Annotated in this window: 23 protein-coding genes; 22 read left to right on the top strand and 1 reads right to left on the bottom strand. The window is 40.2% G+C overall.

Translation table 11 applies throughout. The features are described from left to right. Positions 1-122 precede the first annotated feature (122 nt). The 15 genes from PB01_RS18970 to paaX all read left to right on the top strand — a co-directional run bounded on the left by PB01_RS18970 (position 123) and on the right by paaX (position 13781). A complete protein-coding gene (locus PB01_RS18970; protein WP_151701628.1) occupies positions 123-593 on the top strand; it encodes a DinB family protein in 471 nt (156 codons plus the stop codon). A gap of 330 nt (positions 594-923) precedes the next feature. After that, positions 924-2228 carry a phenylacetate--CoA ligase family protein gene (locus PB01_RS18965; RefSeq protein WP_192797569.1) on the top strand — a complete coding sequence of 435 codons (1305 nt, stop codon included), beginning with the start codon at positions 924-926 and terminating at the stop codon, positions 2226-2228. 25 nt (positions 2229-2253) lie between these two features. Then, complete coding sequence (locus PB01_RS18960; protein ID WP_151701626.1) at positions 2254-3276, top strand: NAD(P)/FAD-dependent oxidoreductase; 1023 nt, start codon at positions 2254-2256, stop codon at positions 3274-3276. Between the two features lie 163 nt (positions 3277-3439). Beyond that, the gene (paaA, locus tag PB01_RS18955; RefSeq protein ID WP_151701625.1) at positions 3440-4393 is read left to right on the top strand and encodes a 1,2-phenylacetyl-CoA epoxidase subunit PaaA; all 954 of its coding nucleotides are present in this window, start codon (positions 3440-3442) and stop codon (positions 4391-4393) included. Between the two features lie 18 nt (positions 4394-4411). Then, a complete protein-coding gene (gene paaB, locus PB01_RS18950; protein WP_151701624.1) occupies positions 4412-4759 on the top strand; it encodes a 1,2-phenylacetyl-CoA epoxidase subunit PaaB in 348 nt (115 codons plus the stop codon). Then, entirely contained in the window at positions 4756-5568 is an 813-nt protein-coding gene (paaC, locus tag PB01_RS18945; protein ID WP_151701623.1) for a 1,2-phenylacetyl-CoA epoxidase subunit PaaC, read from the top strand. The genes paaB and paaC overlap by 4 nt, the downstream gene beginning before the upstream one ends. Before the next feature lie 26 nt (positions 5569-5594). Further along, positions 5595-6095: a 1,2-phenylacetyl-CoA epoxidase subunit PaaD gene (paaD, locus tag PB01_RS18940; protein ID WP_151701622.1), complete on the top strand. Its 501-nt coding sequence runs from the start codon at positions 5595-5597 to the stop codon at positions 6093-6095. Positions 6096-6111: 16 nt separating this feature from the next. After that, complete coding sequence (locus PB01_RS18935) at positions 6112-6414, top strand: EthD family reductase (RefSeq protein ID WP_151701621.1); 303 nt, start codon at positions 6112-6114, stop codon at positions 6412-6414. Beyond that, complete coding sequence (locus PB01_RS18930) at positions 6414-7190, top strand: enoyl-CoA hydratase/isomerase family protein (protein WP_151701620.1); 777 nt, start codon at positions 6414-6416, stop codon at positions 7188-7190. The genes PB01_RS18935 and PB01_RS18930 overlap by 1 nt, the downstream gene beginning before the upstream one ends. A gap of 12 nt (positions 7191-7202) precedes the next feature. After that, the gene (locus PB01_RS18925) at positions 7203-7976 is read left to right on the top strand and encodes an enoyl-CoA hydratase-related protein (protein ID WP_151701619.1); all 774 of its coding nucleotides are present in this window, start codon (positions 7203-7205) and stop codon (positions 7974-7976) included. A 14-nt stretch (positions 7977-7990) separates the two neighbouring features. Next, on the top strand, positions 7991-9508 hold the full coding sequence (locus tag PB01_RS18920) for an aldehyde dehydrogenase family protein (RefSeq protein ID WP_151701618.1): 1518 nt from the start codon (positions 7991-7993) through the stop codon (positions 9506-9508). Between the two features lie 331 nt (positions 9509-9839). Then, positions 9840-10712: a 3-hydroxyacyl-CoA dehydrogenase gene (locus PB01_RS18915; protein ID WP_151701617.1), complete on the top strand. Its 873-nt coding sequence runs from the start codon at positions 9840-9842 to the stop codon at positions 10710-10712. Continuing rightward, positions 10709-11914 carry a 3-oxoadipyl-CoA thiolase gene (gene pcaF, locus PB01_RS18910; protein ID WP_151701616.1) on the top strand — a complete coding sequence of 402 codons (1206 nt, stop codon included), beginning with the start codon at positions 10709-10711 and terminating at the stop codon, positions 11912-11914. The genes PB01_RS18915 and pcaF overlap by 4 nt, the downstream gene beginning before the upstream one ends. A gap of 102 nt (positions 11915-12016) precedes the next feature. Beyond that, positions 12017-12793 (top strand): enoyl-CoA hydratase-related protein, encoded by a 777-nt coding sequence (locus tag PB01_RS18905; protein WP_151702121.1) that lies wholly within the window; start codon positions 12017-12019, stop codon positions 12791-12793. 109 nt (positions 12794-12902) lie between these two features. Further along, positions 12903-13781 carry a phenylacetic acid degradation operon negative regulatory protein PaaX gene (paaX, locus tag PB01_RS18900; protein WP_151701615.1) on the top strand — a complete coding sequence of 293 codons (879 nt, stop codon included), beginning with the start codon at positions 12903-12905 and terminating at the stop codon, positions 13779-13781. A gap of 345 nt (positions 13782-14126) precedes the next feature. On the opposite strand, the gene PB01_RS18895 is transcribed toward paaX, so the two are convergent. Further along, entirely contained in the window at positions 14127-14654 is a 528-nt protein-coding gene (locus PB01_RS18895) for a gamma carbonic anhydrase family protein (RefSeq protein ID WP_151701614.1), read from the bottom strand. A gap of 83 nt (positions 14655-14737) precedes the next feature. On the opposite strand from PB01_RS18895, the gene PB01_RS18890 reads away from it, so the two are divergent. The 7 genes from PB01_RS18890 to PB01_RS18860 all read left to right on the top strand — a co-directional run bounded on the left by PB01_RS18890 (position 14738) and on the right by PB01_RS18860 (position 22651). Next, positions 14738-15703: an NAD(P)H-dependent flavin oxidoreductase gene (locus PB01_RS18890; protein WP_151701613.1), complete on the top strand. Its 966-nt coding sequence runs from the start codon at positions 14738-14740 to the stop codon at positions 15701-15703. Positions 15704-16302: 599 nt separating this feature from the next. Beyond that, a complete protein-coding gene (locus PB01_RS18885) occupies positions 16303-16704 on the top strand; it encodes a thioesterase family protein (protein ID WP_151701612.1) in 402 nt (133 codons plus the stop codon). A gap of 51 nt (positions 16705-16755) precedes the next feature. Continuing rightward, on the top strand, positions 16756-17904 hold the full coding sequence (locus PB01_RS18880; RefSeq protein ID WP_151701611.1) for a Leu/Phe/Val dehydrogenase: 1149 nt from the start codon (positions 16756-16758) through the stop codon (positions 17902-17904). A gap of 15 nt (positions 17905-17919) precedes the next feature. Continuing rightward, entirely contained in the window at positions 17920-18975 is a 1056-nt protein-coding gene (pdhA, locus tag PB01_RS18875; RefSeq protein WP_151701610.1) for a pyruvate dehydrogenase (acetyl-transferring) E1 component subunit alpha, read from the top strand. A gap of 3 nt (positions 18976-18978) precedes the next feature. Beyond that, entirely contained in the window at positions 18979-19995 is a 1017-nt protein-coding gene (locus PB01_RS18870) for an alpha-ketoacid dehydrogenase subunit beta (protein ID WP_151701609.1), read from the top strand. 12 nt (positions 19996-20007) lie between these two features. Then, a complete protein-coding gene (locus PB01_RS18865; RefSeq protein WP_151701608.1) occupies positions 20008-21219 on the top strand; it encodes a dihydrolipoamide acetyltransferase family protein in 1212 nt (403 codons plus the stop codon). A gap of 1 nt (position 21220) precedes the next feature. Beyond that, the gene (locus PB01_RS18860) at positions 21221-22651 is read left to right on the top strand and encodes a dihydrolipoyl dehydrogenase family protein (protein WP_151701607.1); all 1431 of its coding nucleotides are present in this window, start codon (positions 21221-21223) and stop codon (positions 22649-22651) included. Positions 22652-22830: the final 179 nt, after the last annotated feature.

Raw genomic sequence — 22830 nt, 5'->3', positions numbered from 1 at the left:
ATCGGAAACATGTTTATATAAATGAAGAAAAATTTCTGATAATTTTTGTCCATAAGTTGCACCCAATATACCCAATAGTTATGATAGAGAAGAGAATCTGTTTAAAAATAGGAGTGATATGTGTGTATCGTAAAGTAGAGGATTTTATAGAAGATTGGACAACTTCGGCAGAAGGAACATTAAATGTTTTTAAAGCGATGACAAATGATAAATTAGACCAAGCAATTGTGGAAGGACATAATACGCTTGGTTGGTTAGCTTGGCATTTAGTTGGTGCTGCAGGAGCGTTTGGTCATTTTGCAGGCTTACAAATTCCTGGACCAGGACGAGACCAAGCGATGCCAACAGATGTATCAGAAATTGTAAAGGCTTATGAAAAGGCTGTCAGAGCATATAAAACAGAGGCAGCTAAGCTGACAGATGAAATGTTGCTTGAAGAAATATCTGGTTTTACAGGGCCGATAGCTCGCGGAAAATTTTTACGTGGGTTAATTGATCATCAAACACATCACCGCGGTCAAATGACAGTATTGCTACGTCAAGCAGGTCTTACAGTCCCTGGCGTTATGGGACCAACAAAAGAAATGCAATAAGAGAACGGAAAAATAAATTGACCTATTAAAAAAATAATTCAATTTACAAGCCACAAATGAATAGAAAAAATTCAAACACCTCTCTGCTTTTAAGTGGAGAGGTGTTTATTATTGTCTAAATACTTGAAACAGTGAATAGCTATTATTATGTTTAATGCAGAAAGTTTAATATTATAATTTTCGGAATTTTGCGTTGACTTATAGGATTCTAACTATTAATCTAATATAATATTACTAATTATTATACCGTCGTTATTTAAGTGTTATATATAGGTTTATATTATTTAATTTGAGGAGGAATGATGTTTGTACAATCCACAAGTAGAAACAATGTCGCGCCATGAGATGGAATCCCTTCAGTTTGAACGCCTTCGCAAGACGGTTAGAAAAGTTTATGAACATGTGCCATTTTATAGTGAAAAGTTTAAAGAGGTTGGAATTACTCCGAATGATATTCAAAGTTTAAAGGATCTATCAAAGTTACCATTTACGTTAAAACAGGACTTGCGGGATCAGTATCCATTCGGTTTATTCGCAGTACCACAAGAAGAGGTAGTTCGAATACACGGATCTTCTGGAACGAGCGGTAAGCCTACAGTCGTTGGATATACAGCAAAAGATATAGACATGTGGGCTGAAGTTGTAGCACGTTCAATTGTGGCTGCGGGTGGAAAAAGGTCGGATATTTTCCATAACGCATATGGCTACGGTTTGTTTACAGGAGGAATCGGACTTCATTACGGGGCGGAAGTGCTTGGAGCAGCGGTTGTACCTATGTCTGGAGGAAATACGGAAAGACAGATTACGTTGATAGAAGATTTTAAACCAAGGGGCATATGTGCAACACCTTCGTATATGTTGAACATAGCGGAGAAAATGAGGGAAAGAGGTATGGATCCAGGGCAGTCTTCCATGGAGTATGGAATTTTCGGTGCAGAGCCTTGGTCGGAAGAAATGCGAGAAAAACTTGAGCAAACGTTCCATTTGAAAGCAATTGATATATATGGATTGAGTGAAATTATTGGACCAGGTGTATCTGTTGAATGTTACGAAGCACAAAATGGCTTACATGTGCAGGAAGATCACTTTTACATTGAAGTTATTAATCCTGAAACGCTAGAACCTGTTGCTGATGGGGAAGAAGGGGAACTAGTTTTTACAAGTTTAACAAAGGAAGCCCTCCCAATTATTCGCTATCGCACAGGTGATATCTCATCCATCACACGTGAGAAGTGCAAATGCGGCAGAACCACAACTAGAATGTCGAGAGTAAAAGGTCGCACAGATGACATGATGATTATTCGCGGGGTGAATGTCTTCCCGTCGGAAGTAGAACGGGTTCTTTTACAGGTAGAAAATTTAGTGCCGCATTATCAAATTCATTTAATAAGAAAAGACGCTATGGACAGCGCAGAGCTCCATGTAGAAATTGATAGCATTCTCTATGAAACGATTGCTGGTGATTTGAGCGATTCGCGGGTAATTCAATTGCAAAGAAAAGTTCAGAATTTGATGAAATCGACCTGTTTAGTGTCTATGGATATCGTTTTCAATCTACCTAAAACGATACCAAGATCAGAAGGGAAAGCGATTCGTGTTGTAGATAACAGAGATCAGAAGGTAATTGGAGTCTAAGCCCATTTAGAAGGAGGAATTGAATTTGTCTCACAACAATGAAGTTTTTGACGTTACCGTAATCGGAGGAGGACCGGTTGGCATATTCACTGCTTTTTATGCAGGTCTTCGAAATATGTCTTGCAAAATTATCGAAAGCCTCCCGCAGCTTGGAGGACAATTATCCGCATTATATCCGGAAAAGTATATTTACGATGTTGCGGGTTTCCCAAAGATAACAGCACAACAACTCGTTGATAGATTAAAGGAACAAATGGCTCAATTTGAACAAACGGTTTGTTTAAATGAAGCTGTGCAAGAAATAGAAAGACAGCCAGACAATACTTTTAACCTCGTGACGAATAAAGAGACACATTTTACGAAAACAATCATTATTACTGCTGGAAATGGTGCATTCCAACCGAAGAAGCTGGATCTTCCAAATGCCGCTAGATTCGAAGAAAGCAATCTGCATTATTTTATCAATGATTTACAGCAATTTGCAGGGAAAAAAGTACAACTATTTGGTGGTGGAGATTCTGCAGTGGATTGGGCTCTTATGTTGGAAACAGTTGCAGAAAAAGTAACGTTAGCACATCGCCGTGATAAATTCCGCGCGCATGAACATACAGTGGAAACGTTGATGACTTCTACTGTCGATGTACTGACTCCATTCGTACCCGCGGAGTTTATTGGTAAAGATAAAATTACGCATGTCGTGTTAAATGAAGTAAAAGGTACAGAAATGAAGGTCATTGACGTGGACGATGTCATTGTCAATTATGGTTTCGTATCTTCTCTTGGTCCAATCAAAAATTGGGGATTTAATTTGGAGAAAAACAGCATTGTCGTCAATTCAAAAATGGAAACGAATATTCCAGGAATATATGCTGCCGGTGATATTTGCTCATATGAAGGAAAAGTAAAGTTGATAGCGAGCGGATTTGGCGAAGCACCAACAGCGATTAGTAATGCAAAAGTATATATCGACCCGTCATCAAAAGTTCAGCCGATTCACAGTACAAGTGTTATGGATAAACCTGAGAAAGAGACGGAAAAAGTAGTATAAATTTTTAGAAGAACCGTTTAATGGAAGGAAAAGTAGTCCTACTAATCTGTTTTAAATTATCAGAATTAACTTGCAACTTATATAACGTCATAATATAATGACGTTATGAAAGTGTTATACTACGTAACAACGATGCATAACTTAAATAAAGGAGGGATTACATATGTCGAGTGTACACAATTTTTCGGAAGAAGCACAAATGGCTCATTTCATGCAGCGTATTGAGGCAGGCGACAAGATTGAAGCAGATGACTGGATGCCGGAAGAATACAGGATCACATTAATTAAATTAATTTCCATGCACGGGATAAGTGAAATAATGGGAGCGCTACCTGAGAAGGAATGGGTGCCTAAAGCTCCTTCCCTTTCTCGAAAGCTTGGCATTATGGCAAAGGTGCAGGATGAAATGGGTCACGGTCAGTTACTTCTACGCGTAACGGAAGACTTACTTTTACCTTATGGAAAAAATCGTGGGGATTTAATGCAGGATCTATTCAATGGTGATTTAAAATTCCATAATGTTTTCCATATGGAAACAAAAACATGGGCGGATGCAGGAATCATAGGTTGGCTCGTTGATGGAGCGGCTATTATTACTCAAACCAATATGCTTGGTGCTTCATACGGACCATACGCGAGAGCACTACAGCGCATTTGTGCAGAAGAAGTGTTTCATGCGCAGCATGGCGAATCGATCATCATGGCGCTTGCAGAAGGAACAGATGAGCAAAAAGCGATGATTCAAGAATCTCTGAGTCGTTGGTGGGAAGCCCTTCTCATGTTCTTTGGACCTGCAAGCAAAGAAACGACAGGTTCTTCGAAACAAGATTTAACGATTAAATATAAAATTCGAACGAAAACAAACGAAGACTTCAGGCAAATCTTTTTTGACAAATACATTCCACGTATTTTATCACTTGGATTGACAATTCCGGATTCCACTCTCCATTTCGACGAAGAAAGTAAACTATGGTCGTATAAACAACCGGATTGGAATGAATTCAAGAAAATTATTAAAAACGGAGGACCACGTTCACAAGCACGTCTGAACTTACGCCGATCTTCGTACGAAAATAATGCATGGGTGCGCGATGCGCTAAGTGTGGCGGTCAATTAGAGGAAGGAGTCAGGATAAATGGCGGATGAAAAAACATTTTATCAAGAATATGAAGTTTTTAGCAAGCGAACGCCAAGCTCTGCATTCCAACACCAATTTAGCTTACTAGCTCCAAATGAAGATATGGCATTTATTTTGGCACAGGAGAATTTCATGCGCCGCGAACCGGTTGCTGACATTTGGATTGTGAATCGAAAGAATATCCGAAAGATGGATGCGGAAGAGAAGTTAACACTAAGCAGACTTGACAATAAAGATTATCGTACGACAAAAGGCTACGGCTATTTAAAGAAAAAATGGCGTCAATACGAGCAGCAAATTCTGGATGAAAAAGAGATTCTGTCATGGGGAGGGGAACGTAAATGACCGAAAAAGATTCTATCATGAGTCCGGAGTATAAAAAAGCAATAACGAACTTATTATTCCAACTGGCTGACGATGATTTTTTGTATGCCTACAGAGGATCTGAATGGCTCGGACTTGCTCCTCATATTGAGGAAGACGTTGCATCTTCTTCCATTAGCCAAGACAGTATGGGTCATGCAGCCATGTATTATAAACTTCTAGAAGATTTGGAAGTGGGTAATGCCGATGACCTTGCCCATTTACGCCCGGTAAAGGAAAGAAGAAACAGCGTTTTGACGGAGCGAGTAAACGGAGAAGGTTATTATATGGAAACACCCCAGTATGATTGGGCCTATCAAGTTGTAAGGAGTTATTTTTACACCCAAGCGAAAAAAGTGAAAGTTGATTCGCTTAGTGAAAGCTCTTATAGCCCAATTGCAGAAGTGGCTGTAAAAGTGAAAATGGAACTTTATTATCATAGATTGCACTGGGAAACTTGGTTTAAACAATTATTAAGCTCTACGGATGTTGCAAAGAAGAAAATGAACGATGCAATAGAACTTGTAATGGGAGACTTTGGGGATGTATTTTCTTATGGAAACCAAAAACAAGTAATAGAAACAAGTAGATTAATAGCTAGTGAAGAATTATTGAAAGAGAAATGGAAGGCAAGCATCGAGCCAGTATTCAGTGCTCTTCAAATGAAAGTGCCGCCGATTCCAGAACAACCTACAAAAAACGGTCGGAACGGTGAACATACGAAAGATTTGAATGAAGCATTATTAACACTATCTGAAGTTTACAAACTTGACCCAGTAGCAACCTGGTAATCCGAAAATGGAAAGAGGTGAGCTGAATGACTGCATCTGTAGAAGTTTCTGCCGGGCGCGTATTGGAAGTACTTAAAAGAGTAAATGATCCAGAAATTGACTCTATCAGCATAATTGATCTTGGTATGGTGGGGGAAGTCACTACGGAAGGAAATAACGTAAAGGTAGTTCTACTTCCGACTTTTTTGGGATGTCCCGCACTCGAAATTATCAAATTGAATACGATGAAAGCGGTAAAAAAGCTTCCAGAAGTGGATGAAGTTGAAGTAGAGTTCGTCTTTCATCCTCCTTGGACATCAGACCGAATAACGGAGCAAGGGCATGTGAATCTACGGAAGTTTGGAATTGCTCCGCCACCTCGTCATTTGGAGGAAGACGGCTCATGGCATGTGGATTGTGCATACTGCGGTTCAACTTATGTAACGATGGAAAATATTTTCGGACCGACAGCTTGTAGAAGTATTTTGTACTGTAAAAGCTGTAAAAACGTTTTTGAAGCAATGAAACCTGTTTCTACATTAATGTAAAGTGAGGAGAATATAAATGGCTAAATTAATCGCATTGTATAAACACCCTGAAAACAAAGAGGTTTTTGACGAATATTATTTCAACGTGCATGCACCCCTTACAGCGAAAATTCCAGGACTTCGAGAGATGAAAGTGACCAAAGTGACAGGATCTCCAATGGGGGGAGAAGGAAAATACTATCTTACTTGTGAAATGCATTACGATAGTTTGGATGCACTGCAAGAAGGGCTACGTTCACCTGAAGGAAGAGCATCTGGCAAGGACTTAATGGGATTTGCAGGAGATCTTGTCACATTAATGATTGGTGAAGAAGCGTAATGAACCGTTTCGAATTCATTGAAACTTCCTTAACGGGAAATGTGGCAGTTATTGAACTGAACCGCCCTCGTCAGTTAAATTCATTGAATCGAAAAATGGTCAGTGAAATTATCACGGCGTTGGAAGGTTTCGACCGAGATGAAAACGTTCGTGTCATGGTACTTACTGGTAAAGGACGGACTTTTTCAGCAGGAGCAGATATTGATGAAATGATGGATGATAATCCAATTAGTCTGGAACTACTAAATCAATTTGCTGATTGGGATCGTTTTGCACTTATAAAAAAACCAATTATTGGTGCAGTAAAAGGATTCGTTTTCGGCGGTGGATTTGAGCTTGCGCTTTGCTGTGATCTATTAATCGCTGCTAACGGTACGGAGTTTTCATTTCCAGAGGTAGGACTTGGCGTCATGCCTGGTGCAGGAGGAACGCAACGGCTTACGAAACTTGTTGGCCGTACGAAAGCGCTGGAATGGCTTTGGACTGGAGAGCGTATCTCTGCGGAGACGGCTCTTAAACACGGGGTTATCAATAAAATCGTTGCACCTGAGCTAGTAATAGAAGAGACGATGAAATTCGCAGAGCGTCTAGCGAAACAACCGCCTCTTTCGTTGCGCCTCATTAAAGATTCGGTTAACAAAGCAGTGGATTACTCTTTATATGAAGGGATGCAATATGAACGAAAAAACTTCTACCTACTCTTCGGTACAGAAGACCAAAAAGAAGGCATGAATGCATTTGTAGAAAAAAGAAAACCGAATTATCAAGGGAAGTAAGGAGGTTATTGCATGTTTGAAACGATTCGGTATGACGTTAAAGACGGTATTGCATGGCTTTATTTAAATAGACCGGATAAATTGAATGCATTTATTGCACAAATGAATCGGGAAGTGAAAGACGCGATCAAAGCCGCTACTTTTGATGAACAAGTTCGATGTATTGTCATTACAGGTGAAGGACGGGCATTTTGTTCTGGTCAGGATTTAGCAGAAGTTGACGAGCATATGGATCATGGTCAAGTACTAAGAGACCACTACGGACCAATGATTAAGCAAATGAGACAATGTGAAAAACCAATTGTCGCTGCGGTAAATGGAGTAGCAGCTGGAGCGGGATTCAGCCTAGCGCTTGCTTGTGACTTTCGACTTGTTTCGGAACGTGCGAGTTTTTTGAACGCTTTCATACATGTTGGACTTATTCCGGATTCGGGTAATCTTTATTATTTAACGCAGCTAGTTGGTCAGTCGAAAGCTGCGGAACTCTCCATTTTGGGAGAAAAAGTGTCGGCTGCAGATGCAGTAGCAATGGGTCTAGCGAACAGACTAATTCCAATGGAAACTTGGGAAGAAGACGTTTCTGTATTTGCAGCAAGACTATCTGCTTTGCCAACACAAGCAATTGGATTAATCAAACGTTCGTTGAAAGCGGTTACGGAACTTTCTTTTGAAGATTATCTGGAGCAAGAAGCACAAGGACAGCGAATTGCTGGTCTAACAAATGATCATCGGGAAGGTGTCCATGCATTTATGGAAAAAAGAAAACCTGTTTTTTCAGGACAATAAGGAGTGCTAAGCATATGACAAAAATTGCTGAAAGTAAAATGGAGCAAGAAGCGATGAAGCGTGACTTTTATCATTTGATTATTAACGGAGAAAAAGTAAAAAGCAGTACAGGTGAAACGATCAAAACATATAATCCGGCAACAGGTGCACTTGTAGCAGAAGTTGCAAAAGCATCAAAAGAAGATGCTGAAAAAGCAATCGCAGCTGCCCGTGATGCGTTTGATAATGGCAAGTGGAAAAAGTCAACAATTGGCCGTCGTGCGCAGGTACTGAATAAGATCGCAGCTATTATGCGCACTCGTTTCAATGAACTTGTTGAATTGGAAATTCTTGATACTGGTAAATCTCTACACGCAGCTCAAGGTCAAGTTTCACAAGCAATTGAGGATTTTGAATTTTATGCAGGCGCAATTGTTGGTCACCGCGGAACGGTGAACAATGTACCGGGACAATTCCACAACTACACGGAGAAGGAGCCTGTTGGTGTTTGCGCGCAAATTATCCCGTGGAATTACCCACTCATGATGGCAGCTTGGAAAGTGGCACCTGCAATTGCAGTTGGCTGTTCGGTAATTGTGAAGCCGGCATCGCTCACTCCACTGACAGCTATTATTCTTGGAGAAATTTGTCTGGAAGCAGGTGTTCCAGCGGGCGTGGTAAACGTGCTTCCGGGTTCGGGCTCTGAAATCGGTAACTTCTTAGTGGAGCATCCGCAAGTTGATAAAGTAGCCTTCACTGGCTCGACACCTATCGGTAAAGACATCATGGGCAAAGCATCTCTAACATTAAAACGGGTCACACTTGAGCTCGGTGGAAAATCACCGAATATCGTATTTGAAGATGCGGATTTGGAAGCTGCAGTAGATGGTTCTTTATTTGGTATATTCTACAACTCGGGTCAATCATGTGAAGCACGTTCCCGTTTATATGTGCACGAAGACATTTATGATGACTTCATGAGCAAGTTTGTTGAAAAAACAAAAAAACTACAGCTAGGAAACCCGTTTGATAAAGGAACACATGTGGGGGCAATTATCGATCAAGGTCAACTAGATACAATCGATGGTTACGTCCAATCTGCTCGAAAAGAAGGGGCGGAAATTATTGTTGGCGGTAATGTTGCGAGACCAGAAGGGTATGAAGATGGATTCTGGTATGAGCCGACGATTATTGCAAACGTAAATCACGATATGACGGTTGTAAAAGAAGAGATTTTCGGTCCGGTTGTCGTTGTGATGAAATTTAAAGATGAAAAAGAGGCTATCCGACTTGCGAACGATACTGAGTTTGGATTAGGTTCAGCGATTTGGTCCAAAGACGGTGCACGTGCCACACGTGTTGCAAACCAGATCCAAGCAGGGATTGTCATGGTAAACTGTCCATTCTCAGCATTCCCAGGGACACCATTTGGTGGCTATAAGCAATCCGGGTTTGGACGCGAGCTATGTATCGAAACGCTTGATCTTTATTCAGAAACGAAAAGTATTTTATCATACTATGGCAGTCGTCCACTAAATCCGTTCGGACTGTAAATAGAAAAGCGGAAGCGCCTATGTCTGCCCCGACAGGCAAATGGGGAAAGTGTAGGTCTGCAAATTTCGCCACATCCTGTGGCAAAGCAGACATGACTCGCATCTTGCGGGCGCTGGAGGCAGCTCTCCAGCCACCACAAACGCACTTGTTTGCGACGAGCTTGCGCAGGAGCAGCTTTTTCACATTTGACCCCGAGGGGCAAGGCCAAGGAGTCTGGACAGATACTACGGAGAAAAGTTTATGCTTTGTTATGTAAAAATAGAGGGGGATTACGGACAGGGATCATTCATACCCCTGTCCGTCTTCTTTCATTATCAAAGGAGGATAAAGATGATTAACCATATTGTAATCATAGGTTCAGGTGTGATGGGAAGAGGAATCGCTTATGTTGGAGCGGTTGGTGGGTATGCAGTGACACTCGTCGACAATAATGATTCTGCATTACAAAATGCGAAAAAAGAAATAGATAGTATTTTTGTAAAAGGTATAAAGCTTGGGAAAATTTCATTTGACCAAGCCGACCAGGCACGTGGGAATTTAACTTATGAAATCGACTTGAAAAAAGCGTCTAGAATTGCTGACTTAATCATTGAAGCTGTTCCAGAAAAGACGGAAATTAAAAAACATGTGTTTGAAACGATAGAAGAATATGCTCCGAGTCATTGTTATTTTGCTACAAATACTTCAACGATGAGCCCAACGGAAATTGCTTCTTTTGGTAAACGCCCAGAAAAAACAATTGCGATGCACTTTTTTAATCCTGTACATAAAATGCCTCTTGTCGAAATTGTTCGTGGGTTAGAAACGAGCGATGAAACAGCAGAAACAATTAGAGAAGTAGCTGTAAAGATGGGTAAAGAAACAGTCGTCATCAATGAATTTCCTGGGTTCGTAACGAGCCGGATTAGTGCACTTGTTGGCAATGAAGCATTTTACATGCTCCAAGAAGGACTGGGCACTCCAGAAGAAATTGATAAAGCAATCAAGCTAGGATTGAATTATCCAATGGGTCCATTCGAACTCGTCGATCTCGTTGGACTAGATACGCGGTTGAATAACTTGAACTATTTACACGAAAAGCTTGGGGAGAAATATCGCCCAGCACCTCTCCTCGAGCAATATGTCAAAGCAGGGCGACTTGGACGAAAGACCGGCAAAGGTGTATACGACTATACAACAAAGGAAGAGTTGGTTAAGAAATGAGAGAAGTCGTCATAGTGGATGCTGTCCGCACGCCTATCGGAAGATACAATGGTGCATTAAAAGATGTACGGCCGGATGATTTGGGCGCTATCGTTATTAAAGCACTTGTTGAACGGAATACGAATATAGCCCCAGAACAAATTGAAGAAGTTGTTTTCGGAAATGCCAATCAAGCTGGTGAAGATAATCGCAACGTTGCGCGCATGTCTGGATTGTTAGCTGGTCTGCCAGTCGAAGTCGCAGGCACAACTATTAACCGTCTATGTGGGTCCGGGCTTGATGCAATCATGTACGCAGCAAGAGCAATTGCAGTCGGTGAAGGAGATATTTACATCGCAGGTGGCACAGAAAGCATGACTCGTGCTCCACTTGTCATGGCAAAGCCAGATAAAGAATTTCCACGAGGCAATATGGAACTGCAAGATACAACAATCGGCTGGCGTTTTACCAATAAAAAAATGAAAGAAATGTATGGTGTAGATACGATGCCGCAAACAGCTGAAAACGTAGCGCAGAGGTATCATATAACCCGACAGGATCAGGATTTATTTGCGTTCGAAAGTCAGCAACGTGCAAAAAAAGCAATGGAAGAAAACCGATTTGCTGAAGAAATCGTTCCAGTTGTCTATAAAGACCGTAAAGGAAATGAAATCATTGTAGATCAAGATGAACATCCGAGGCCAGATACAACACTTGAAAAGCTTGGGAAGCTTAAACCATTATTTGAAGGTGGCACCGTTACGGCAGGCAACGCTTCAGGCGTTAATGACGGTGCAGCTGCTTTAATACTAATGAGTGCAGAAAAAGCGAAAGAACTGAATTTGAAGCCTTTAGCAAAATATGTGACAGGAGCAACAGCTGGACTTGAACCTTCTGTTATGGGGCTTGGGCCAATTTTTGCTACCAGAAAAGCTTTAAATCGTGCAGGGCTAACGATTAAAGATCTTGGCCTGGTTGAATTGAATGAAGCCTTTGCTTCCCAATCACTGAAGTGCATACGTCAGTTAGAATTAAGCACTGAAAGAGTAAACGTCAATGGCGGAGCAATCGCATTTGGACACCCTTTAGGTGCGAGTGGTGCTCGCATTGTAACGACACTTTTGTATGAAATGAAGAAAAAGGATGTTCAATTTGGATTAGCAACGATGTGTATCGGAGTTGGTCAAGGAATTGCAACGATTTTTGAACGTATACCGGAATAGAAAGTTGAATAAGGCTGTCCTTCAAGCGTCAATGCTCTTTTGAAAAAAAGGAGAGCAAAAGCGAAAGTGGGGCAGTCTTTTAATCAAAAAGGGGACGACACTATGACAACTATTTTACTAAAAAAAGAAAACAGTATTGGATATGTCACTATTAATCGTGAAGAAGCATTGAACTGTTTTAATTACGAAACATTACATGAACTTCAAAAAGTTGTAGATGCGATTTCACTAGATGCAGAATTAAGAGTAGTCATTTTTACCGGAGCAGGTGACAAATCATTTAGTGCAGGTGCTGATTTAAAAGAGCGAAAAACATTGAACGAAACAGAAGTTAGAAGAAATGTGAAAGCGATTCGAGATGTGTTCAACGGCATTGCAAATCTCCCGCAGCCGACGATTGCTGCAGTAAACGGCTATGCATTCGGCGGTGGATTTGAATTGATGATTGCCTGTGACTTTTCTATTGCAGCTGAAGGAGTGAAAATGGGTCTAACGGAAACGAGCTGGGCTATCATCCCAGGAGCGGGTGGAACACAACGACTGCCAAGGCTAGTCGGGGAAATGAAAGCGAAAGAGCTCATCTTCACTGCAAGGAAATTTACAGCAGAAGAAGGAGTACAGCTTGGAATCGTTTTGAAAACTGCGAAGAAAGAGAACCTTCTTGCTGTTTGTGAACAACTTGCCTACGAAATGATGGGAAATGGTCCAGTAGCGATCAAGCAAGCAAAATATGCCATAACGCAAGGAATGAACACCGACTTGCAAACTGGGCTCGCAATTGAATCCAAGGCATACGAGTTAACAATTCCAACCGAGGATCGAATGGAAGCATTACATGCATTCAGTGAGAAAAGAAAACCTATCTTTGTTGGGAAATAATTAACTCTTTATTTAGCTGTTACGCATTTGAATTCTTATAACAAAATAATGAAAGACGGAAAGAAGCGTGATATATTGTTAGATAGAGAAAAAGAAAGAGTGAATCTATATGTCAAATACGCAATCAATGATATTTACAATCTACGGAGATTATATCCGCCATTACGGCAATAAAATATGGATTGGCAGCTTGATCCGATTATTGAAGGAATTTGGCCACAATGAACAGTCGGTTCGAGTAGCCGTGTCCAGAATGATGAAACAAGGTTGGCTTGAATCTGAGAAGAAAGGAAATAAGAGTTATTACTTTCTGACTACACGTGGAGAAGCACGAATGGAAGAAGCGGCGATTCGGATTTTTAAATTAATGCCAAATGATTGGGACGGAAAATGGCGTATGCTTATGTATACAATTCCAGAAGAAAAAAGACAAATCCGTGATGAACTCCGCAAAGAGCTATTATGGAGTGGTTTTGGAAGTTTTTCCAATGGATGCTGGATTTCACCGAACAATCTTGAAAAAGAAGTACAATTTCTTATTAAAAAATATGACATACAAGCATATGTAGATTTCTTCATATCCGAATACAAAGGACCGCAGGCAAACAGAGAACTTGTTGAAAAAAGCTGGCCACTTCAAGAAATCGATGGGAAATATAAAGAATTTATTTCAACCTATAGTGAACAATATATAGTCCACCAAAGCATGATGAACGATGGCCGAATGACAGATGCAGAGTGTTTTGTAGAACGGACAAACCTCGTCCATGAATACCGCAAATTTCTCTTTACTGATCCTGGGCTACCGAAAGAACTACTCCCAGAAATTTGGAGTGGAAACCATGCTGCTCTTTTATTCGAGCAATATTATAAATTGCTCGCACAATCAGCAAGCCGCTTTTTCGAAGAAGTATTCCAAGAAGACAATGATATGCGTTGTAAAGACAAAGAATACGATGCAGATGATCATCCGCTTCTCATGGATTAACAACTTTCGACATGTTTAATAAAAGGCGGAACAATAAGTGAATTGCTAGAATGGGATTAGATAAATAAAAAACATTTTTAAAAAGGTATTGGTTAATAAACCAATACCTTTTTTGTTAATACGAGAGTTTCACAAGTTAACTCTTCCTATTGAGAAATGGTTGCTTTCATGAAGAAACTGATTGCTTTTATAATTGAATCTGTTGCTCTCGTGTAGTATTGGTTGCTTTCACCATGCCGCTGGTTGCTCTCTTCCAATTTTGCCCTTTAAATTCCTAGCCAAATAGAAAATGCAGCCAATATTGTAATTTTGGCTGCTGCTTTACTATGGAAGGTGTCTATTCTTTCATTTGCATTCCCCGTTTTGAAGAATTTCTCTATAGTCATATCCTTTCTGAACATACGTATCAATGGATAATTGGATAATCTCGAAATCCTTTTCGTTTAATTCTCTAACTACTTTTCCTGGCGAACCAACGACTAGTGAACGGGGTGGAATTTTCTTTCCAGGTGGTATTAATGTGTTAGCGCCAATAATGCACTCTTCCCCAATTTCGGCATGATCCAGAATAGTAGAACCCATTCCGATAATCGAGCGTTTTCCAACCTTGCAGCCATGTAGAATGACATTATGCCCAACAGTAACTTCGTCTTCTACTACAACTGGCGCATCTTCATATAAATGAATGGTCGAATTATCTTGGATGCTACATCTTTTTCCAATTGAAATCAATCCTTCGTCTCCTCGCAGCACCGCATTAAACCAAATCGTAGACTCTTCTCCAACTTGCACTTCTCCAATAACTTTTGCACCCGGTGCGACAAAAACAGTCGGATCTAACTTAGGTTTATTTCCTTTATACGTAATAATCATTTATTTTACCCCCACCTTAAAGTAATTGGAATTGTTATTCTATTATTTTTAATATAACATATTTAAGTAGAGGTGGATGGAAAATGATATATATTTGTGAAAAACTAAAAATTACTTCTCCAATTATTCAAGGTGGAATGGGCAATATTAGCAATGCGCAGCTCACTGCAGCTGTATCAGAAGCTGGGGGTCTTGGCACAATAGGGTGTGGAACTATGACGCCAAAGGAAGTAGAGAATATAATACTCGAAACGAAACAGCTGACAAATAAGAATTTCGCTATAAACATTGCAATTAGTGTTTCGCCTTATGTGAACGAGTTGCTAAAGCTTATTATCAAGCATAACATTCCGATTGTTTCATTATCAGCGGGAAATCCGGTGCCTTATATACCATTACTGCATGAACATGGTGTAACAGTTATAGCACTTGTAGCTTCTGTAAAGCATGCACAAAAAGCTGAAGAAGCTGGGGCAGATATACTTGTGGCGGAAGGATTTGAAGCGGCGGGGATTAACTCAAACTTAGAGTTAACTACATTTACCCTCATCCCGCAAGTTGTAAAGCATGTAAAAGTTCCTGTTGTTGCAGCAGGGGGAATTGGCGACGGTAAAGGATTGGCAGCAGCCCTTATGCTAGGTGCAAGTGGTGTGCAAATTGGTACTCGCCTAATTGCAACAAAGGAAGCACCTTTCCACCATGTGTACAAGCAAAACCTAGTGGAAGCAAGTGATACTGAAACGATGATTATCGGGAGAAGTGTAGGCCGCTTAAGAAGAATTTTAAAGACACCATATGCGATGAAATTGGATGAGTTGGATAAAGCGGGAATGACAATGGAGCAATTTAGTGAAATGACATCGGAAAAACAACATATCAAAGGTGCGATTGAAGGGGATATGGAAAATGGTTTCATTAATAGCGGTCAAATCGCAGGTCTTATTGAGGACATTCCAACAGTAAAAGAATTAATCGATGAAATGATGATAGAAGCGGAAAATCGAATGACAAGAACTTCGCAGGAATTAAAGAGGTTATTAGGGAAATAGCACAACACTCGCCCCCTGAAAAGTGTAGCTCTTCCACAGCATCGGTATGGTCGGTGGAACACCAAGTGAAAATTCACTTAATAAAGAAGCGTGTAGCATCCGAAATTGTATCTTCGGATGCTTTTAAATGAGTAGGGAAAGGATCTCATCACTCATTATCCAAACCATATTTACCATGCCTCTAAACATTCCAAGAGGGCAACGGATAAACATCTACCACAAGATTACCGAAAAAGGTGGAGCGTGAAGTAACGCAGTCACTTCACGATGCATAAAAACTCCCTCGGTAATAGTGTAGTCAATGTTTCGTTCAAAGCACCCAGGAATTAGTTAAGACAAAATGCACTTAAAGAACTTTTGCACTTGTCTTAGTTTATCTAGGAATGAACTAATTCGAAATACATAGATTTTTCTGATTATTATATTGACTAGCGTATTACGAATTGATACTATTACGTTATAATAGTGTTATGCAAAAAAAAAGAACGTGTTGTTAATTTTGTAAGCGTTTGCAAAATATTATGGAATGGTGGATTGAATTGTAGAAACACCATTCTGTTTTATCAACGATCAACCATATAGTAAACAGAGGTGAAATGATGAAGCAGGGTATGGAATTAGGTAGAGAAGAAACGATAGAAATAATTGTAACAGAGGATATGTTTGCTTCATTTGAAGGGGAAGTTGTTCATCCTGTCTATTCAACGGTCGCGATGACATATCATATGGAATGGGTTTCTAGGAAAATCATTCTTCCTTTTTTGGATGACGATGAAGAGGGAATGGGAGCTGCGGTTAAGTTAAACCATTTAGCACCTTCCACTCTCGGTTCAACAGTTACGCTGACAGCAACTTTAGTGGAACTAGAAGATAATGCAGTAATCACAAAAGTAACCGCATACAATGATTTGAGAATGATTGGTAAAGGTGAAGTGAAACAAGTAATTTTACCAAAAGATATGATTGCTGAAAAACTGAAGAGTGCTTCAACACTTCATTAAGAAAAAAGAAGTTAATTAATATATGAAGAAATCGCTAAGGGGGCTTAAAAGATGATAATGGCAGATAAATTATCAATGACAAAAGAATTTGATCTTTTCGATAAAATGGCTAAACATGAACAGGTGGTTTTTTGTAATGATCCATCCACTGGCTTACGTGCAATAATTGCAATTCATAACACAACGCTTGGACCAGCACTCGGTGGATGTCGCATGCAACCTTATAACAGCGTAGAAGAAGCGCTTGAAGATGCTCTACGTCTTTCAAAAGGAATGACGTATAAATGTGCAGCTGCGGACGTTGACTTTGGGGGAGGTAAAGCGGTTATTATTGGTGATCCTAAAACAGATAAATCACCAGAGTTATTCCGTGCGTTCGGTCAATTTGTAAACTCGCTTGGTGGACGTTTTTATACAGGGACGGATATGGGAACGACAATGGATGATTTCATTCACGCGATGAAAGAAACGAACTTTGTCAATGGGCTTCCTGAGGAATATGGAGGCGGTGGGGATTCATCTATACCAACAGCAGCCGGTGTTTTGTACGGTATTAAGGCGACCAATCAGTTGCTATATGGAAGTGACGAATTAGGGCGACATTCTTATGCCATTCAAGGCCTAGGGAAGGTTGGATTCAAAGTTGCTACTGGATTACTGGAGGCAGGTGCCCACATTTACGTAACGGATATTAACGAAGAAAGTCTGCGGGCAATTGAGGAAGTAGCAGCAAAAACACCTGGTAAAGTACAAATTGTTGCAAATGATGATATTTATTCGCAAGAAGCGGACATTTTCGTTCCATGTGCATTTGGTGGGATTATTAACGACACTACAATTCCTATGTTTAAAGTTAAAGCAATTGTAGGATCGGCAAACAATCAGTTATTAAATGATAGACATGGTAAGTTGTTGCAAGAAAAAGGGATTTTATATGCCCCAGACTATATCGTCAATTCTGGTGGTCTCATTCAAGTGGCAGATGAATTGTATGGCATTAATCATGAACGAGTGCTTGCCAAGACAAAACATATATACGATGCAATTCTAGAAGTGTATAAGGATGCTGCAAGTAGTGGGAAAACAACAGAGGAATCAGCAAATGCCATGTGTGAGAAAAGAATAGCAAACCGAGGGAAACAGAATAGTTTTTTCTCAGCACCGAAGAAACCAAAATGGTCGTTTAACAAACCATCCTGATTGGAGAGAAGTTAAGTGGAACATAACTATCCTATTAAAAGAATAATAGATGATGAAGGCCTTCTTTTGGATGCGAGCTTTGAAAAACAAATAGATGAACAATTGGTTAAAGATCTGTATTATCACATGTTACGAGTTCGGGCTTTTGATAGAAAAGCGATTAACTTGCAGCGACAAGGCCGTCTAGGAACTTATGCGCCTTTTGAAGGGCAGGAAGCTGCACAAGTAGGTAGCGCACTTGCATTAAATGCTGACGATTGGGTATTCCCAACTTATCGAGATCATGGTGTGACAATCACGTTTGGAAAAAGTATGGTTCAAACGTTTTTGTACTGGAATGGAAGGGTGGAAGGATGTGTAGTTCCTCCAGATCTAAATATTTTCCCGCCAGCTGTTCCAATTGCGACTCAAATCCCTCATGCCGCAGGAGCTGCCTGGGCTGAAAAGAGGAGAGGGACAAAAAATGTAGCGATAGCCTATTTTGGCGATGGTGCTACTTCGGAAGGTGATTTCCATGAAGGTTTGAATTTTGCAAGTGTGTTCAAAGTGCCAGTTGTCTTTTTTAATCAAAATAATGGGTATGCGATATCCGTTCCAACTGAAAAACAGATGAATTCTGCAACGATAGCGCAAAAATCAGTTTCTTATGGGATGCCTGGGCTGCGGATTGATGGTAATGACTGTTTTGTAGTTTATTTTGAAACGAAAAAAGCATTTGACCATGCCCGTGCCGGTAATGGGCCGACGTTAATAGAAGCGGTTACTTGGAGAAAAGGTGCACACACAACTGCGGATGATCCTTCTAAATACAGAACTGAAAAACAAGGAAAAAATTTTGCTGATCCTCTTGCACGATTAGAGTTATTTATGAAAAATTACGGCTACTGGGATGATGAGTGGGTTCAAGCTACTAAAGAAAAAACGAGTAGTGAAGTCGAAACGGCTGTAGAAGAGATGGAAAAGTTTCCGCCGCCGAATGTAGAGGACGTTTTTAATCATGTATACGCTGAAATGCCAGCTCAACTCGCTGAACAAAAAGAGGCGTACCTATCACATTTAGGGAGGCAGTAATGAATGGCACAATTGAAAGAGTCGGATCAAAAAACAGAAACGACGAAACAACTGACGTTAATTCAAGCGATTAATGAGGCTATGCGTTTGATGCTAGAAGAGGATGAGCGAATAATCATACTCGGTGAAGATATTGGTAAAAACGGAGGGGTGTTCCGTGCAACTGAGGGACTTCAGGAAGTGTTTGGTGAAGAACGGATAGTCGATACACCGCTTTCAGAAGCAGGGATTATCGGTACGTCAATTGGACTTGCGGTTAATGGTTTTAGACCAGTGGCAGAAATCCAATTTCTCGGTTTTATCTATCCTGCATACGAACAAATAATGACACATGTCTCGCGTATTCGAATGAGAACAATGTCCCGTTTTACTGTGCCAATGGTTATCCGAGCACCATACGGAGCAGGGATTCGTGCGCCAGAAATACATTCCGACAGTACAGAAATCTTATTCACACATATGCCAGGCATCAAGGTTGTCTGTCCATCTAATCCATACGATGCAAAGGGGTTATTGATTGCAGCGATGGAAGACCCTGATCCAGTGTTAGTTTTGGAGCCAATGAAAAGCTATCGCGCAAAAAGAGAAAAAGTACCTGTAGGGAAATATAAGGTGGAAATTGGTAAAGGAAAAATAGTGCGGGAAGGTACTGATGTAACCCTAATTGCTTGGGGAGCAATGATTTCAATTGCAGAAAAAGCAGCAGAACAGGCAGAGAAAAAAGGAATTAGTTGTGAAATTATCGATCTGCGAACATTGTATCCAATTGATCGTGACATTATAGCGGAGTCCGTGCAAAAGACGACGAGAGCGGTCATCATTCATGAAGCGCATAATACAGGTGGCCTTGGCAATGATATCGTATCGATTATTAATGATACAGCTTTCCTCTACCTCCGAGCTCCAATTGAACGTATTACGGGATTTGATGTACCGGTTCCATTCTTTGCATTAGAAGAACATTATCTACCAACACCGGCACGCGTCGTTGAAGGAATAGAAAAAGTGGTTCATTTTTAAGGAGGAAATGGAATGCTAGAAGTAAAGCTGCATGATATCGGGGAAGGAATGACGGAAGGAGAAGTGATCCATTACTTAGTCAAAGTTGGAGACTCGGTAAGCACGGATCAGCCACTTGTTGAAGTACAAACAGATAAAATGGTCGCTGAACTCACATCGCCTTGCTCAGGCATTGTGAAAAAAATTCCTATTGAAGTTGGTGAAACTGTTCAGGTAGGAACAAGTTTACTCTACATTGAAGTAGGTGGGGGTACGCAGCTAGAACAAAAGTCATCGATAGAAACGAAACAAGTTTCGGAGAAAAAGGCAAATCCTACACTTGAAAAACCACCTCTTAATACTTTTAAACGAGTACTTGCTGCACCATATACACGAAAAATCGCACGAGACAACAATATAAATCTGGAAGAAGTACAAGCATCTGATCCTTCAGGAAGAGTAAAGGAAGAAGATGTTTTTCGGTTCTTAAAAGGCCTACAAAGTGAGAAGGTATCAGTAAAAGATGTGAAACAGGCAGTTGCTGTTCAAGTGACTCCTGATGAAATTCCTTTCAGAGGAATTCGTAAAAAGATTGCCGAAAAGATGACGAAATCACTCTTTACAATCCCGCATGTCACTCATTTTGATGAAGTCAATATGACAAAACTGTTTGAAATGAAGGAGCAATTGAAAACATCTGGTGAATCAGTCAGCATATCCGCATTCCTTATTAAAGCACTTGTTATTTCATTGAAGGACTTCCCAATATTCAATGCGGAACTAGATGAAGAGAATAGTAGGATACTACTTAAGAAAAACTATCATATTGGTATCGCAACAAACACGGAAAGCGGCTTAATCGTCCCTGTTATCCATGATGCCGATAAGAAATCGATTAAAGAGATTCATCATGAAGCCAAAGATTTAACAAAAAGAGCTATCGATGGAAAATTACAACCGTTTGAAATGCAAAATAGTACGTTTACAGTGAGTAATGTTGGACCACTAGGTAGTACGGGTGCAACCCCAATTATTAATTATCCTGAAACTGCACTTATTGCTTTTCACAAAACGAAAAAACAACCTATCGTCAATGAACGAGATGAAATCGTGATCGGACATATCATGACACTTTCCATGGCGTTTGACCACCGTGTTGCGGATGGTGCGACGGCCGTTAAATTTACAAATCGATTTGCAAGCCTAATTGAACAACCCCACAAACTGATGATGGAGATGATATAAAATGGTTGTTGGGGAAATTAGTCAAGAACGAAATCTTATAATCATTGGAGGAGGGCCAGGTGGCTACAGTGCTGCTATACGGGCAGCGCAGTTGGGGCTCTCCGTAACACTCATTGAACAGGATGAAATGGGTGGTGTTTGTCTAAATGAAGGATGCATTCCTTCTAAAGTTTATACACATGCTGCAGCCAAACGCTCAGAAATTTCTCACTTGCAAGAACTTGGTATTGAAAGCACAGAAAACTTATTCGATTTCAAAAAGCTAAGTACTTATAAAGCTAAAGTCATCCACCAACTTAGGTCTGGCGTAGAAAGTTTATGTAAGGTAAACAAAATTGAGATAATACGAGGGAAAGCTACATTCCTCGCAGTAGACAAAATTGGTGTAGAAAAAGGACATCAATTTGATATTTTTGAATTTGATCAAGTAATTATCGCAACGGGTAGTTCCCCAATTCTACCAACTACTATGAAAGTAAAAGGGAAAAGAACTCTATTTCCGCATGAACTATTTAAATTGGAAGAGATACCGGAGCATCTTATTGTAAGAGGGCAAGATTACATTGCACTTGAAGCTGCTTCTAGTTTTGCATCATTAGGAGCAAAAGTTAGTGTAGTGATAGATAACAAAGAAGGTTTTCCTTTCGATGAATCCATTAATAAAGAATTAAATCGTTTATTTAAAAAGCGTAAAATCAACGTGCACAAAGAAATGGAACACCTTTCAACAAATGAGGCGGAAGATCAGATTTCAATAACGTTTCTGACAGAGAAACAGGTAGAAGAGGAGATTAGGGGATCTCATTTATTTGTTTCTGGAACAAGGAAACCTAATGTAGATTGTCTAGGAATAAGTCGTTTCGGAATTGAACAAACAGATGAAGGTTTCATAAAGATAGATGGAAATATGCAATCATCAATTCCTTCTATCTATGCAATTGGTGATGTAACGGAAGGCCCAATGCTTGCAGTAAAAGCAATTAAACAAGGAAAAGCTGCAGCAGCATTCATTGCAGGGGAAAAAACAGAAGTTGACCTTACCTTTTTACCTACTGTTGCGCATACAACCCCTCCAATCGTTTCTGTAGGGCTCACAGAACAAAGGGCACGAGATATGGCGTTGCCTATTCGAGTCAGTCAATTTGCTCTTGGTAGCAATGGATATGCAACGATCACTGGCAAAAAGGATGGGTTTATTAAAGTTATTTCTGATTCAACTACTGAAATCATTCAAGGCATTCATATGATTGGAGAAGGGGCAGTTGAAATGTCAGGTTCCTTTGTACAATTGCTGGAAATGGCCGCGAAAGAAGAAGATATAAAATTCCCTAACTATGCACATCCAGGATTCAACGAAGGATTACTTGAAGTGGTAGAAGGGCTAATCGGACAAGCAATTCATACTGCACCTGTTAAAAAGAAAGGTTTGTAAAATAGCAGATTAATGAATAAGTCATATGTACGTTTGTATCTAAAATAGACGGAATATTAAAAATTATTTTAATTAGAAAGTATATGCTTTTCTATTTATTAACTGTCCAGACTACAGCGCCTTGCCCATCGGGGTCAAATGTGAAAAAGCTGTGGCGGCTGGGAAGCTGCCTCCTGGGC

The organism is Psychrobacillus glaciei (assembly GCF_008973485.1).
Lineage (GTDB): Bacteria > Bacillota > Bacilli > Bacillales_A > Planococcaceae > Psychrobacillus > Psychrobacillus glaciei.
Note: the sequence above shows the minus strand (reverse complement) of the source record. Positions and strands in the feature narration are given on the sequence as shown.